This window comes from Trichocoleus sp. DQ-U1, from assembly GCF_039961925.1.
In the GTDB taxonomy this organism is placed as follows: domain Bacteria; phylum Cyanobacteriota; class Cyanobacteriia; order Cyanobacteriales; family FACHB-T130; genus FACHB-T130.
In genome coordinates this window covers 1-14,151 of the sequence record NZ_JAMPKB010000064.1, presented here as the reverse complement: position 1 = coordinate 14,151, position 14,151 = coordinate 1, and the positions used below count along the sequence as shown (strand labels likewise).

Genomic DNA, 14,151 nt, shown 5'->3' with positions numbered 1-14,151 from the left:
GATCGCCCAATAAGATAGCACTCAGAATCATACAGGTAGAAGATTCCAGTGTTACTCACAACTCTGCTCCAATATCCGGAAAAAAGGGATCGCCTCCTCTTCTAGGGGAGAGGATGCTTCCAGGGGCATCCGGGGGGTTGAAGCAGTCGTTACAGTTCTCGTAGATTTCCAATACCGAATCCATCATGGTGATTTCCAGCACCACCTTGGCGGCTGGAAGCAGATTGCAAAGGCGGAAACTCCCGTTTACCTTGTCCGCATCTCGCATCCCTGCCACCAATGAGGTGAGACCAGAACTATCAATGAAATTCACTCTCCCAAGATTTACGACCACATGACGACTGAGTGTATAAAGACTCTCTTGTAATTTCACGCGAAATTGCAAAGCTGTGGTGATATCCAGCCGTCCTGTTGGTGTCAAAACGATAATCTTCGTGCCGTTTTGGGTCGTGTATGTTTTCTGGTCGATGTGAAGCACGGACACTCACCTCTAAAGATGGGCAAGTATATCAACCGGGTGCGATGAGAGCGGGATTTTTCCCGTAGTCTAACTCAGACCTGCGATTCCGAGGGAGGTGTCCAGTTTGCCCAATCTTGCGGCTTTAAGAAAGTTTCATAAAGCTCGGCTTCTGGGGTGTTTGGTTCGGGTTGATAACCATATTCCCAGCGAACTAGAGGCGGTAAAGACATCAAAATTGACTCGGTGCGCCCGTTCGTCTGAAGACCAAAAATGGTGCCTCGGTCGTAGACGAGGTTAAATTCCACATAGCGACCGCGACGATATAGCTGGAAATTCCGCTGGCGATCGCTATATTCCATCTTTTGCCGCCGCTCGGCAATGGGAACGTAAGCCGGTAAAAATGTCTGACCACAATGCTGCACAAAGGCGAATAAATCTTCCCAGTTGCGTGGGGAAGGCGTCCCCACTTGGTTGCTGTAAACAGCGGCTGGTCCATCGGCGTGCGGGCCGCGATACAAAGCTCCTTGACCATCTTGATAGTCAAAGAAGAGTCCTCCAACGCCCCGCGTTTCTTGGCGGTGCTTCAGATAAAAATATTCATCGCACCAAAGTTTAAACGTGGGGTAGTACTCTGGGTGGTGGGCATCACAGGCTTGCTTTAAAGTGCGGTGAAATTGGGCGACATCTTCCGCAAATGGGTAGTAAGGGGTTAAATCGATCCCGCCGCCAAACCACCAAACTGGCCCTGCCTCAAAGTAGCGATAATTGAGGTGAACCGTCGGGACGTAGGGATTGCGCGGATGCAAGACCATTGAGGTGCCAGTCGCATAAAAGCCGTGCCCAGCCGCCTCCGGGCGTTGCGCCAGAATCGACGGAGGTAACTGTTGACCCCAGACTTCAGAAAAATTAACGCCACCCTGTTCAAAAACTGCGCCCTCGCGGAGGACGCGGGAACGACCGCCGCCGCCTTCTTCTCGTTCCCAGGCATCTTGTTGAAATTTCCCAACTCCATCCAGTTGTTCCAAACCTTCGCAGATTTGGTCTTGCAGCTGCTGCATAAACTGGCTGACCCTAGCTTTCGAGTCATCTGGGGGCAAAACCTTAGCAGAAGTAGTTACGTCCGTCTGAAAAGCTGTCATAATCTCAAGTCAATATTGTTCACAAAAGCGATTGGGAAAGGAAAAAGGTATTGAATTGAATAAATCGGGATGGGAGTTCGCCTGAGTTCACCCAGGATACCGGCTTGTAAGGGCGCGATCGCGCCCTTACCACGTCAGCTTGCTTTTCGGGGTGAGGGTGAGCCGCTTTGATCGGGTCAAAGCACTCAACTCTATGCGATCGCAGGGGAACTTACAGCCTATCTTAAATCGGGTCTGCTGAACCCAAGCAGCAAGTTGAATAAAGCGTCTACAGGCTATCGAAATATCCTACAGGGGGATGCTACCTAATGATCCCAGGGATTAAAGTAATAAGTTCCCTTGAAGACTTGGTGCGAGGAGGAGTGTTGTGATTCTCAATTTTTCCTTAAAGTTTATCGCTGGTCGAGAGGGTTTTTCCTTTAAGTTTTCCCTGGTTCGGACTTACCGCGCCGTTAGTTCTGCTTCGGTGGATGTCCTCTGGCAAAAATTAATCAATATTGGCGATGTATCCTGGCATCCTCTACTTGCCAGCACCAATGTCCCCAGCGGGTTGATTGCCAAACCGGGACTGATTTACAAGGTAGTCACGCGCTGGCTACCTATTCCCATCCGGGTTTTTGTTGAGCGTGTCCGTCCCTGTGAGTTACTCAGTGTGAGAATGCTGGCAATCCCAGGAGTTGAGAAACGGGTGACGTACCAGGTAGAATCGACGGTCTGCGGCACGTATGTATCTTATTCAGTGACGTTGCGCGGTTGGTTGTCACCTTTAATTTGGTGGATGATTGGGTCTTACTCAGCTCGTGTTGCCACTGAATTAGCCCAAGCTGCCGAACAGGTGGGTTTACAAGCTCAAGGCTAGAAACTAGAGAGGACTGAGGACTGAGGACTGAGGACTGAGGGCTGAGGGCTGAGAACTGAGAATACAGGTTTCAGGAGAGGGGGAGAGGCAAATAGAGGGAGTTATTAATTAGTAATTAGTAATTAACGATCTAAATTTAGACCCTGAACTGCATAGCGCGATCGCGTCAAACAAACCGTTAAGATACTTGAAGAGAGAGAACCCCGATCGTTTTGTCCCAGGTGCAATATCTGGGATAAGGAATGCAAGTAACCTAGTTATGCTCGATGCCAGCTCAGTTTTAGAAGTATTGCGACCCGTGCAAGATCCCGAACTCCGCAAGAGTTTGGTCGAGTTGAACATGATTCGCAATGTGCAAATTGACTCCGGAAAAGTCAGCTTCACTCTGGTGCTGACGACACCTGCCTGTCCGCTACGCCAGTTCATCGTGGAAGAGTGCGAACAGGCACTCAAGAAAAATTTGCCAGAAGTGACAGATGTCGTGGTGGATGTCACCGCTGAGACACCCCAACAAAAGTCGCTTCCGGATCGCGCCGGAATTGCTGGTGTAAAGAATATCATCGCGATTTCTAGTGGCAAGGGCGGTGTGGGCAAAAGTACTGTAGCGGTGAATGTGGCAGTGGCTTTAGCACATTTAGGAGCTAAAGTCGGTCTGATTGATGCGGATATTTATGGGCCTAATGACCCGACAATGCTGGGATTGTCAGACGCCAAGATAAGCGTGCGGCAAGGTGCCAATGGTGAAGAGTTGGAACCGGCTTTTAACTACGGCGTCAAATTAGTTTCAATGGGGTTTTTGATTGACAAGGATCAGCCGGTGATCTGGCGGGGTCCGATGCTGAATGGAATTATTCGCCAGTTTCTCTACCAAGTACAGTGGGGGGAACTGGATTATTTGATTGTAGATATGCCCCCCGGCACTGGAGATGCCCAGTTAACGCTAGCGCAAGCGGTGCCAATGGCTGGGGTAGTCATTGTAACGACGCCGCAGACGGTGGCTTTGTTGGATTCGCGTAAGGGCTTGAAGATGTTCCAGCAGTTGGGAGTATCCGTGTTGGGAATGGTGGAAAATATGAGTTATTTTATTCCGCCGGATATGCCCGACAAGCAGTATGACATTTTTGGCTCTGGAGGCGGTGAAAAGATGGCGCAAGAACTCGGCGTACCGTTGCTGGGCTGCGTACCGCTAGAAATGCCCGTCCGAGAGGGGGGCGATGCAGGAGTGCCGATTGTGGTTGCCGATCCAGAGTCGGCTTCTGCGAAAGCGCTGATGGCGATCGCTCAAGCGATCGCGGGCAAAGTTTCTGTCGCTGCCTTAACTTAAGAAAAATTAAAAAGGTAAAGTAAAAAATTTGCCTTTTTAATTTTTAACTTTTAATTTTTAATTGTTTAGCAATGTTGCATAAGTCACTAACTGGTTTTCGCTGGCGATCGCTGCTCTCCCCTTGGCAAGAGGTAGATTGGCTGCTATTGGGACTGATTGTTGGACTCACCATTTTTGGAGGTGTGATGATCCGCAGTGCCGAACTTAACCAGGGATTGACCGACTGGTGGTGGCACTGGCTGGTGGGCCTCATTGGGCTGATATTGGCGATGTTTATCGCGCGATCGCGTTACGAGAACCTGCTCCAGTGGCACTGGATTCTTTATGGCATTACCAACTTGTCCCTGATCGCGGTGATGATTATTGGTACCAGCGCCAAAGGTGCCCAAAGATGGATTACTATCGGCGACTTTAACATTCAACCCTCTGAATTTGCCAAATTAGGGGTGATTATCACCCTGGCTGCTATTCTACATGCTCGACCCGCCTCCACGATTCCCGCTGTTTTGAGAGCTTTAGCGGTGACTGGGGTTCCCTGGATTTTAGTATTTTTGCAGCCGGATCTGGGAACCTCCTTGGTGTTTGGAGCGATCGTGCTGGGTATGCTCTACTGGGGGAATGCCAATCCCGGCTGGCTAATACTCCTAGCTTCTCCAGTGATTTCAGCTATCTTGTTTAACGTATTTATGCCCGGATGGTTCATCTGGACGGCAATCATGGGCATTATTGGTTGGCGCACCTTACCGTGGCCGTTGTCGGGTGCCATTGGAGCGATCGTCGTCAACTTGGTGGGAGGCGAGTTAGGGCAAATCTTCTGGGGAGTTTTGAAAGACTATCAAAAAGACAGATTGATTTTGTTCCTTAACCCGGATCTAGATCCCCTCGGCGGCGGATACCACCTGATCCAATCTCGTATTGCCATTGGTGCAGGCGAACTGTGGGGACGAGGGCTTCACAAGGGAACCCAAACCCAACTTAACTTTATTCCGGAACAGCACACTGACTTCATTTTCTCTGCCATTGGTGAAGAATTCGGACTTGCAGGCAGTTTCTTTCTGCTATTTATCTTTTGGTTGATCTGCCTGCGCTTGGTGATTATTGCCCAAAATGCCAAAGACAACTTTGGATCTTTATTAGCAATTGGCGTCTTATCGATGATTGTGTTTCAGGTGGTCGTTAACCTAGGCATGACGATGGGACTTGCACCCGTAACCGGCATTCCCCTTCCCTGGGTTAGTTATGGTCGTTCGGCGATGTTGAAGAATTTTTTGGCGCTGGGGATTGTAGAGTCTGTAGCAAATTATCGACACCGATTGAAGTTTTAGCTTTTTGTCATTCGTTATAGGTCGCTGGTTTGACCTATGACGAATGACAGCTAACTGCTATTAAGCTAATAAATGAAAACTTAACCGAGAAAAAATCATGATTCTGCCTGGAGCGGTCGTTCAAGTAAAGAACACTAACGATATCTACTACGGCTATAAAGGGCTAGTCCAACGGGTTGGCGAGGGAAAGGCAGCAGTCCTATTTGAAGGGGGAAATTGGGATAAACTCGTCACCTTCCAACTATCAGAATTAGAACTTGCAGAGACAACAGCAGGTCGCAAAAAAGCAAAATAAGATTGGAAAAAAGTAATTGGTAATTAGTCATGCTTCAAAGTTCATGGTTTTTACCTAAAGAAACATGAACGACTAATTACCGATTACCCATTACCGATTATCCATTACCAAAAATATGCGACTTCCCCTGCCACAGTTTGCCACAGGCGATCGCCCCGCCAACCATATTGCTGAGGTGATTGAGACGGCAACGACTGAATTCCTGGCACAGTGTCTCGATCCAGAAGACTTGAGCTTTCCTGTCATGCCAGCCTTTGGCAGTTGGGTCAAAGCTACGGATGAAGAGTCGGGAAATCTCGTCTTTGCTGTTGTTTATCATGCGGCGACCAGTCCCATTGATTCCATTCACCGCGCAAGAGCCTTGGGGCTATCATTGCAGGAACTGCGAGAGCAGCAACCCCAAATATTTGCCATGCTGAAAACCGAGTTCCGCGCCGCTATTGTTGGGTTTGAAGCCACCCATCAAGGGGTCAATGGTTCTAAGCGACTTGGTGGAACGATTTATCAGTACCTGCCGCCTCGTCCGCCGCAAATTCATCAAGCGGTTTACCAGTGCGAACCGGAGGAAATTGTTCACTTCAGCGAACAGATGGATTTCTTAAGAACCTTATTGCAGGTCATGGGTGCGCCGGTGGAGGCGCTGATTGCAGCAGCGATTCGAGAAATTTATCAACTACGCAAGGCTGACCGGGACTGGTTGGTGCAGGCAGGACGGACCCTCAGCGTCCTTCTCAAGGACGACTACGACCGCTTGAGGTATATTTTGAGCCAAATCCGTTTATAGACAGCGGATGCCCTAGAAACTTAACGCCTAAAAATTAAAGGTGTCTTGTCCTCAAAATATCCGTCCTTCGCGCTTAGGGCGCAAAAACTTCTGTAACTCTACTTCCATTGGGGCACCCCGTAGATCCAAAATATATTCATCTACTGCACCCAGCACCCCTATTTCTTTAGGGTAGGGCGCAAAAAACGGTTTTTCTGTAGGATGTCTCCAGTGATACCACCATGTTTTCAAAAGTCAGCATCGCTGACTTTTGCAAGCATCGCTTCAAACTCATCTCCAAGCCGCTGTTTATGGAACCGATTTTGCATGTGTTCCGAGAGGAACCAATTGTTCCCTTCGCTCTTTTGCTAGTAGTCATCTTGACCGTGCCCATCCTTTTTGAGCGGCTGCGACTGCCAGGACTGGTTGGTTTGCTGGTAGCGGGAGTGGTTCTTGGGCCTAATGGGTTGCAGCTGCTTCAGAAAGAATCAGAGACGATGAAGCTGCTATCAGATATCGGGTTAGTTTACCTGATGTTTGTGGCAGGGCTAGAAGTTGACATTGAACAGTTCCGCAAAACGAAGCATCGCTCTGCCGGTTTTGGCACGTTTACCTTTTTAGTGCCCCTAATTATGGGAACAATCGTGGGGCGTGTATTCAACTTTGACTGGAACGCTTCAATTTTGATTGGCTCTCTGTTTGCCTCCCATACTCTCTTGGCTTACCCGATTGTGAGCCGTCTCGGCGTTGTAGGGAACGAAGCCGTCACGGTGACAATTGGAGCGACCATCTTCACTGATGTTGGCGCTCTACTGGTATTGGCTGTTTGTGTGGGAATTCATGGGGGTGACTTCACGGTTGTGAAGCTACTCACCCTTTTTGGTTCTTTGATTGTCTACTCTGCCGTCATTTTGTTTGGCTTTGACTGGGTGGGTCGAGAGTTTTTCCGGCGCACTGGGCAAGAAGAAGGCAATCAATTTTTATTTGTACTCTTGGCACTATTTCTCGCATCGTTGGGTGCCCAGCTAATCGGTGTGGAAAAAATTGTCGGAGCTTTCCTTGCCGGTCTGGCGGTGAATGATGTTGTGGGGGAAGGGCAAGTAAAAGAAAAGGTGGTTTTTGTCGGAAGCGTCCTGTTTATCCCCATTTTCTTTGTGGATATGGGGCTACTGATTGATATCCCAGCATTTATTAAAACGCTCAGTTCTATCTGGCTGACGCTAGCGATTGTAGTGGGTTTGATTGGTAGTAAGTTTTTAGCGGCTCTGTTGGCTAAATTTGTCTACCGCTACAACTGGCGCGAGATGCTCGTGATGTGGTCGCTGTCGCTGCCCCAGGTTGCGGCAACGCTGGCTGCTACTCTCGTCGGCTACCGGGTTGGACTACTAACGGAAGAGGTTTTAAACAGCGTTATTGTCTTAATGCTGGTGACGGCAACGCTAGGACCGTTGATTACCAGTCAGTTCGCACCCGGATTAACCGTAACGGAAGCTGAGCCACTAGAGAGCGATAAAACTCGACTGGATGGGGAAAAGGCATCGGCAAGCCATCCTTTTACAGTAGTTGTACCCGTCTACAATCCGCAAACTGAGAAGTATTTGATGGAAATGGCAGCGCTATTGGCGCGGCATGAAGCTGGACGAATTGTGCCTTTAGCGATTACGACAACCAATGCTCAGATGGACGCACCGCAGATGGAAGCTGCGTTCCAACGCAGTGAGATGCTACTTGAGCGAGCCACGGAACTGGCTGGGGAACTGGGTGTGAAAACCGAGCCGTTGCTGCGCCTAGATGACGACATTGCTCGCGGAATTAGCCGCGCTAGCCGCGAACAAAAAGCGAGTTTAATTGTGATGGGCTGGGGCAAACGGACGGGCTTCAGGGCGCGTTTGTTTGGCAATGTGATTGATAGCGTGCTGTGGGCGTCCCATTGTCCAGTTGTGGTGACACGCCTCTTGGATTCACCTATGAATTTTCACCGCATTTTGGTGCCGGTGGAAAACTTGACGGGGCAAGGGACGCAACCGTTACGGTTTGCGAAAATTCTAGCCGATTCCAATCAAGCTCAGGTAACGTTGTTACACGTCTGCAATGCTAGAACTTCGGCAGCTAAGGTAGCGTGGACGCGATCGCAACTGTCTCTTTTAGCCTCGAAGTGGGCACCGGAGACGAACTTTGAGATTGAAGTGATTAAGCATGAGAATGTGGCGCAAGCGATTCTCAATACGGCTCGTTCGTTTGATTTGATTGTCTTGCGATCGCTACGATACCGCACTGCGGGCGGTCTGGAAGTTAGCGATATCACGACCCAGCTGGTTCAACATCTCGCTTGCTCTGTGGTGCTGTTAGGGGAGCCGCAACGAACCACCACCGGCGTGCTTCTCCCCAAGCCGTCGCCAAGGGTTGCCAACGATAATGTCTTAACGTGAGTAATTCGTTTCTCACCTCTGCCCCACCCTTTCCTTGTAAGGGGTGGGGTTTGGGGTTTAGGGTTCTTATCTCAGATCCCAGAAGTATTGCCAAGGGTTGCAAACGTCCCCTGATGCGGCGTTCCCTCTAGTTACTGCCTCTCTTTTTTAGGTCTGCTTCTAAGGCTTCTAGTTGCTTCTTCTTCTGTTCGAGTTCTTGTTCTAAAGTTTGAATTTGTTCGCGACGCGCTTCCATTTCCAAATTTTTGCGAGCTAATTCCTGACTTTGTAAAGTAAGGTCTTGCCGCCAGTGTTCAGCACGTTCGGCTTCCTGCTGCAAAAAAGCGGGAGTAATACTACTTGTCAGGTACTGCTGCACTAAATCCAAAACCCAGTTTTTGGCTTCGTGAATACTTAGAATCTGCTGATTCTCGCCAAGGTCTGCCAGAACCAACAAACCTTCGCTTAAGGATGGAATCTCAGCGGCGGGAACGACAGATTCCTTCTCCACCACTGCCCAGATATTGTCAGAGGTTTGCTCAGCTAGGATTCGCAATTCCAGACTGCCCGATGATTCATTTTTTTGCACTTCGGCAAAATATCGCATTGGTATTTTGTCTTTAAATTAATAAAACTGGGCACCCTAACTTTACGGGCGTATTCTACTTTAAACAACCCTTTTCTTCTTCCCTCCCAAGAAGGAGTGTGTAACCCAGAGTGGGATTCGTAGGGGCGAGATATCTTTGCCCCTACGCGATCGCTTCTACAGTCTCTTCTACAGTTGCGCGAGTCGTTCGCGCAGCATTTCTGCCTGTGTCTCGGCTTCGGCAAGGGCATCCCGCGCTCCCTTGACGACATCAGCGGGTGCTTTATCAACAAATTTGGCATTGCTCAAACGTCCCGAAAGGGCTTTTGCTTCTGCTTCAACTTTGTTCAAATTTTTCTCTAACTTGGCACGCAGAGCATCCACATCGACGACACCAGCCAGGGGAATCGACACTTGCACCGTACCCACGACACCAGCGATCGCTTGTGGCGTATCCGCTTTTGCGGTACTCGCCGGTTCTGGGAGAGGGACGGTGGATGGAGGATTCGTCGCACTAACTTGTTTGGCTTCTGAGACACGGGTTCCGAGAATTTGTTTTGCCACTGTTGCCACCGCAATTACACCAGTGCCCACTAAAAAGAGCAAGGGCAGCAACAGTAAAAATGGCAAGAAAATTGGGCTAATTTTAAAGTTGCCTTTTTCGTTGGCAGATACCGCCTGATTGGGTGTTTCGGCAGATGAAGGCGGTTGTTGTGTTTCGGCTGTCCCTGGAATGGTTAATTCTTCCACCTTCGCCAAGTCTTGAATATAAGACTGCCCAGCCAAGAGGATATGCCGTTCGCGATCGCTTTCAGTTTGCAAGATTGCTGACACCTTCACCCCAGGCTTAATATCTGCTTCTGCCCGTAAGTTGCGAATCGTCCGAATTGTGCCAATCAGCAGCTCAAATTGTTGCTCTAAATCCGGGTTAATGAGTGCTGGATCGGATTTGGGATAAGATTCCAACGCTAAGCTTTTGCCTTCATTCGCTTGAGTCAGCGTATGCCAAATTTCCTCGGTAATGTGCGGCATGAAAGGATGGAGTAATTTTAGAATTCCTTCCAGCACATAAGCGAGAGTTTGCTGAGCAACCAACCGCGAGGAAGCGGGGGCGTCTGGGCGCAGGCGAGGTTTGACCAGTTCAATGTACCAGTCGCAGAAATCGCCCCAAAAGAATTCATACAGTCCCTTAGCGGCTTCACCGAGACCATAGTTGTTGATGTAGTCGCCGGTTTGCTGCACTACTTGATGGTAGCGGGAGAGAATCCAGCGATCGCATAGTTCTAGATCCCCCCCGTTAGTTTTTGTTTTGCCCTCCCCGTTAACGGGGAGGGTTGGGGTGGGGTTCCCCAATTGTTGCGGTGTCTTGCCATCCAGATTCATCATCACAAACCGGGCAGCATTCCACAATTTGTTCGTGAAATTGCGGCTAGCTTCAACCGAAGCCGATTCATCGGTCTTGCGGTTGTACTCCATCCGGATATCTTGACCCGCCCCAGCCACTTCTTTAATTAAGGTGTAGCGCAGGGCATCGGTGCCGTATTTGTCAATCAGCAATAGCGGATCGATGCCATTGTTGGCAGATTTAGACATTTTCTTGCCGTTCTCATCCAGCACTAAGCCGTGGATGTAAACGTCCTGGAAAGGCATTTGTCCCGTAAAATGCCCCGCCATCATCGTCATTCTGGCAACCCAGAAGAAGATGATGTCAAAGCCTGTCACGAGGGTTGTGGTGGGATAGTAGGTTGTTAAATCTGGCGTCTGTTCGGGCCAACCCAGCGTCGAAAAAGGCCACAAACCAGAAGAGAACCAGGTATCGAGAACATCTGGATCTTGTTCTAACCTGACATTTTCCCCAAATTGTGCAAATGCCTTCTCCCGTGCCTCTGCCTCGGTACGGGCGACAACAAACGGCGTTTCGTCGGTAATTGCGTCGCCTGTTTCACTCACCGCATACCAAGCTGGGATTTGATGTCCCCACCACAGTTGGCGAGAAATACACCAATCTTTTAGTTTTACTAGCCAGTCGCGATAAACCTTCGTCCAGCGTTCTGGGACAAACTCCGGTGAATTCCGATCGTCCAGAAACCCTAGCGCCCGGTCAGCGAGAGGGCGAATTTTGACAAACCACTGAGTTGAGAGGAGGGGTTCGACCGGGACTTTCCCGCGATCGCTATAAGGAACCTTATGCTTATACTCCTCCACCTTCACCAGAACGCCGTCTGCTTCCAGTCGCTGCACCACATTCTTCCGGGCAACAAAGCGGTCTTGCCCCTGAAATTCTCCGGCATTTTCGTTTAAAGAGCCATCCTTATTCATGATGTTGATAAACGGCAAAGAGTGACGCTGACCCATTTCAAAGTCATTGGGGTCATGGGCGGGTGTCACCTTTACGCAACCCGTTCCGAAAGTTGGATCGACCAATTCATCGCCAATAATCGGAATTTCTCGCCCCATAATTGGCAGCGTCAGCGTCTTCCCAATCAAATGCTTGTAGCGGTCATCGTTGGGATTCACCGCCACCGCTGTATCGCCCAGCATGGTTTCGGGGCGAGTTGTGGCTACTTCCACATAGCCGTTGCCATCGGTGAGGGGATAGCGGAAGTGCCACAAATGCCCGTTGACTTCTTGATTATCTACCTCCAAGTCAGACACGGCAGATTGACTCGCGGGACACCAGTTCACCAGGTAATTGCCGCGATAAATCAGTCCTTCCTCATACATTTGGATAAAAGCTTCCAACACGGCTTTGGATAAGCCTTCATCCATCGTGAAGCGTTCCCGCGTCCAATCTACCGAGACGCCCAAACGCCGCAGCTGATTAACAATGGTTCCCTCAGATTCGGTTTTCCACTGCCAAGCCCGTTCTAAAAACTTCTCGCGTCCCACCTCATGGCGAGTTTTTCCTTCTGCCTTCAGTTGTTTTTCCAGTACGGCGTTCACCGCGATACTGGCGTGGTCGGTTCCCGGTACCCACAGCGTGTTGCGTCCTTTCATCCGGTGGTAGCGTACGAGGGTGTCAATCAGGGAACTCTCGAAGGCGTGTCCCATGTGCAAGCTACCCGTGACGTTAGGCGGCGGAATCACGATGCAGTAAGGAACGCCTGGATGATTGGGGTCGGCTTTGAAGACTTGGTTTTCTTCCCAGAACTTCTGCCACTTGGTTTCTGTCGTAGTGGGGTCGTATTGGCTGGCGAGGGCGGGGATTGTTGCGGTCATGCTGGGAAGAATAAATGAAGACGGCTTTACATAAATTTTGCCATACGGTAGGGGAGGGATAGAGAGAATAAACCGCGAAGACGCTCTAGCATTCGCGGTTTATTAATTTAAAAAGCGATCGCACTTCCACACCAACAAGCCAACATTCGAGCCAGCAGCATTGAGAGCAGAGTCAATATGAGTGATAGGAATATTCTTGCTTGGGGCAATGTATATTACGCCGCCAGAAAGATCTGTACTTCAGTTGAGCAGGACTTGGGAGCCTTGGAATGGATTTTGCAGGCATGGCAAATACTAATTCAAAGCGGACTTGCGACATATTCAAGCGAGACGGAATACTGCGAAGTAGTCATACGCTTTATGGCTCTTATTGGCTTCTACCTTGAATCTTGTGAAGATTATGGTTTCGATTGGGAGGAGTACGTCGAAGCTAATTGCCTAAAGTGGGTGGAGAATTTTAAACTCAGCAATTCTGACATTAAACAAATCATTGAGCCTACCTTTAATAGGAACTTTGATAAATATGATGATGAAGAGAAATTCAAAACAAGCGAACTTTTGTACTTAGTAAAGAATGCCCACAAGAAAGTATACTCCGTGCTGATAGAGGGCTTTGGGAGTAAGTCAATGCTCTTTGACTCTATCTGGCAAAGCCAGCAACCAGAAACTCAACCACTAGAAATTGACGAAGAGTATGATTTTTACGAAACTGATGCTGAACTTCTGAGTGACGCAATCTTAGGGCAAGAGATGGATGTTTTGGCGAAAATATATGAACAGGCGAACGTTACAGCTATTAAGGAAGATATAGATCAAGTTGCGTTTTCAGCTAAGCAAATCGCTCATCAAATAGCTGCTTGGACGAAGATGTATAAACAGGCGAACGTTACAGCTATTAAGGAAGATATAGATCAAGTTACGTTTTCAGCTAAGCAAATCGCTCATTTTTTTAATGGGAAAATTATTACAGTTATTAATGATAAGGTCACTATGGAATTTAAGGGATCTAGAAAAATGATAGAGAATGAAAATTCAGAATGCCTTTTTTCCTACTATAGTTTTGATTTACTACTGAAATGGCATAAAAAATATCATCAAAATCCTCTTGAAATTATTAGTTCAGATGATTATGACGATTTTATGGAATATGTAGAGCAACCGTTTATTGAATTGTGCCAGCTAGTATCCGCTCAACTACCAGTCCATCTTGCTGCTAAAACAGTAAATTATGGTTCTATTTATGATTGTATTGTGAAAGAGCTTACGATTCGTTTAAATGGGGATTGTGAGACTGAATTACTAGGTCTAGAGGAGTATTTTAGCCCATTCCCATTGCTATACATCCGAATTAACCCTTACTCTTTAGCTTTTGGTTATGTAATTGAAACATATTCTAAGCTATTCTTACAAAGTCAGCAGAAGAATCCAAAAGCTCTGTTAGAGATTATATCAAATAATCCTACGCTGTTAATCAAAGATACAAAGGAAATTGTAATTCCCAAGATAGATATTCTACAACAGTCAAGAAAGGAGTTAAGCAATAAAATTGCACAATATTTTAGGAATTATTTACCCTTACTTTTACTGGCTATCTGTGATGAGCCAATACCTGCTATATAAGTGCTTATGTAAAATAAATTACACATAATAAAAAGTAGAATAAGCTAAAACAAAAGTCAAGAAAACAAGAGACTTATGAGATTTATTAGAGATTTAAGCCGAGAAACTCAAAGGATTCTCAAAAGAATTTATAAAGAAAGTAGACATCATCAA

At 48.0% G+C, this 14,151-nt stretch carries 12 protein-coding genes; 7 read left to right on the top strand and 5 right to left on the bottom strand.

Translation table 11 applies throughout. The annotated features are described in order from the left end of the window. Positions 1 to 55: 55 nt before the first annotated feature. Positions 56 to 478, bottom strand: coding sequence for an STAS domain-containing protein (locus NDI34_RS21535; RefSeq protein ID WP_348233780.1), 423 nt, complete (start codon positions 476 to 478; stop codon positions 56 to 58). Between the two features lie 74 nt (positions 479 to 552). Beyond that, complete coding sequence (hemF, locus tag NDI34_RS21530; RefSeq protein ID WP_190679330.1) at positions 553 to 1,599, bottom strand: oxygen-dependent coproporphyrinogen oxidase; 1,047 nt, start codon at positions 1,597 to 1,599, stop codon at positions 553 to 555. Between the two features lie 367 nt (positions 1,600 to 1,966). Here hemF and NDI34_RS21525 point away from each other — a divergent pair, with 367 nt between their 5' ends. The 5 genes from NDI34_RS21525 (at position 1,967) to NDI34_RS21505 (ending at position 6,186) form a co-directional block, all read left to right on the top strand. Continuing rightward, the gene (locus tag NDI34_RS21525; RefSeq protein WP_190411696.1) at positions 1,967 to 2,458 is read left to right on the top strand and encodes an SRPBCC family protein; all 492 of its coding nucleotides are present in this window, start codon (positions 1,967 to 1,969) and stop codon (positions 2,456 to 2,458) included. A gap of 259 nt (positions 2,459 to 2,717) precedes the next feature. Continuing rightward, positions 2,718 to 3,782, top strand: a complete 1,065-nt coding sequence (locus NDI34_RS21520; RefSeq protein WP_190425392.1) for an Mrp/NBP35 family ATP-binding protein — start codon at positions 2,718 to 2,720, stop codon at positions 3,780 to 3,782. 71 nt (positions 3,783 to 3,853) lie between these two features. Beyond that, positions 3,854 to 5,107 (top strand): rod shape-determining protein RodA, encoded by a 1,254-nt coding sequence (gene rodA, locus NDI34_RS21515; RefSeq protein WP_190425394.1) that lies wholly within the window; start codon positions 3,854 to 3,856, stop codon positions 5,105 to 5,107. Positions 5,108 to 5,204: 97 nt separating this feature from the next. Beyond that, complete coding sequence (locus tag NDI34_RS21510) at positions 5,205 to 5,402, top strand: NAD(P)H dehydrogenase subunit NdhS (RefSeq protein ID WP_190411693.1); 198 nt, start codon at positions 5,205 to 5,207, stop codon at positions 5,400 to 5,402. 115 nt (positions 5,403 to 5,517) lie between these two features. After that, positions 5,518 to 6,186, top strand: coding sequence for an HAS-barrel domain-containing protein (locus NDI34_RS21505; RefSeq protein ID WP_190411692.1), 669 nt, complete (start codon positions 5,518 to 5,520; stop codon positions 6,184 to 6,186). 51 nt (positions 6,187 to 6,237) lie between these two features. Here NDI34_RS21505 and NDI34_RS21500 read toward each other — a convergent pair whose 3' ends face one another. Further along, positions 6,238 to 6,417 carry a hypothetical protein gene (locus NDI34_RS21500; protein ID WP_190411691.1) on the bottom strand — a complete coding sequence of 60 codons (180 nt, stop codon included), beginning with the start codon at positions 6,415 to 6,417 and terminating at the stop codon, positions 6,238 to 6,240. Positions 6,418 to 6,476: 59 nt separating this feature from the next. Here NDI34_RS21500 and NDI34_RS21495 point away from each other — a divergent pair, with 59 nt between their 5' ends. Next, positions 6,477 to 8,594 carry a cation:proton antiporter gene (locus NDI34_RS21495; protein WP_190425425.1) on the top strand — a complete coding sequence of 706 codons (2,118 nt, stop codon included), beginning with the start codon at positions 6,477 to 6,479 and terminating at the stop codon, positions 8,592 to 8,594. A 127-nt stretch (positions 8,595 to 8,721) separates the two neighbouring features. On the opposite strand, the gene NDI34_RS21490 is transcribed toward NDI34_RS21495, so the two are convergent. Together NDI34_RS21490 and NDI34_RS21485 are read right to left on the bottom strand one after the other, a co-directional pair. Next, positions 8,722 to 9,180, bottom strand: coding sequence for a hypothetical protein (locus NDI34_RS21490; RefSeq protein WP_190411690.1), 459 nt, complete (start codon positions 9,178 to 9,180; stop codon positions 8,722 to 8,724). 168 nt (positions 9,181 to 9,348) lie between these two features. Beyond that, positions 9,349 to 12,378, bottom strand: coding sequence for a valine--tRNA ligase (locus NDI34_RS21485; protein ID WP_348233779.1), 3,030 nt, complete (start codon positions 12,376 to 12,378; stop codon positions 9,349 to 9,351). Between the two features lie 177 nt (positions 12,379 to 12,555). Here NDI34_RS21485 and NDI34_RS21480 point away from each other — a divergent pair, with 177 nt between their 5' ends. Next, a complete protein-coding gene (locus tag NDI34_RS21480) occupies positions 12,556 to 13,998 on the top strand; it encodes a hypothetical protein (RefSeq protein WP_348233778.1) in 1,443 nt (480 codons plus the stop codon). The last annotated feature ends 153 nt before the right edge of the window (positions 13,999 to 14,151 follow it).

Bases quoted from the DNA above. Each gene is read 5' to 3' on its own strand.
- NDI34_RS21505 (WP_190411692.1), top strand. From the start codon at position 5,518: ATGCGACTTCCCCTGCCACAGTTTGCCACAGGCGATCGCCCCGCCAAC.
- hemF (WP_190679330.1), bottom strand. From the start codon at position 1,599: ATGACAGCTTTTCAGACGGACGTAACTACTTCTGCTAAGGTTTTGCCC.
- NDI34_RS21480 (WP_348233778.1), top strand. From the start codon at position 12,556: ATGAGTGATAGGAATATTCTTGCTTGGGGCAATGTATATTACGCCGCC.
- NDI34_RS21490 (WP_190411690.1), bottom strand. From the start codon at position 9,180: ATGCGATATTTTGCCGAAGTGCAAAAAAATGAATCATCGGGCAGTCTG.
- rodA (WP_190425394.1), top strand. From the start codon at position 3,854: ATGTTGCATAAGTCACTAACTGGTTTTCGCTGGCGATCGCTGCTCTCC.
- NDI34_RS21495 (WP_190425425.1), top strand. From the start codon at position 6,477: ATGGAACCGATTTTGCATGTGTTCCGAGAGGAACCAATTGTTCCCTTC.
- NDI34_RS21510 (WP_190411693.1), top strand. From the start codon at position 5,205: ATGATTCTGCCTGGAGCGGTCGTTCAAGTAAAGAACACTAACGATATC.
- NDI34_RS21485 (WP_348233779.1), bottom strand. From the start codon at position 12,378: ATGACCGCAACAATCCCCGCCCTCGCCAGCCAATACGACCCCACTACG.
- NDI34_RS21520 (WP_190425392.1), top strand. From the start codon at position 2,718: ATGCTCGATGCCAGCTCAGTTTTAGAAGTATTGCGACCCGTGCAAGAT.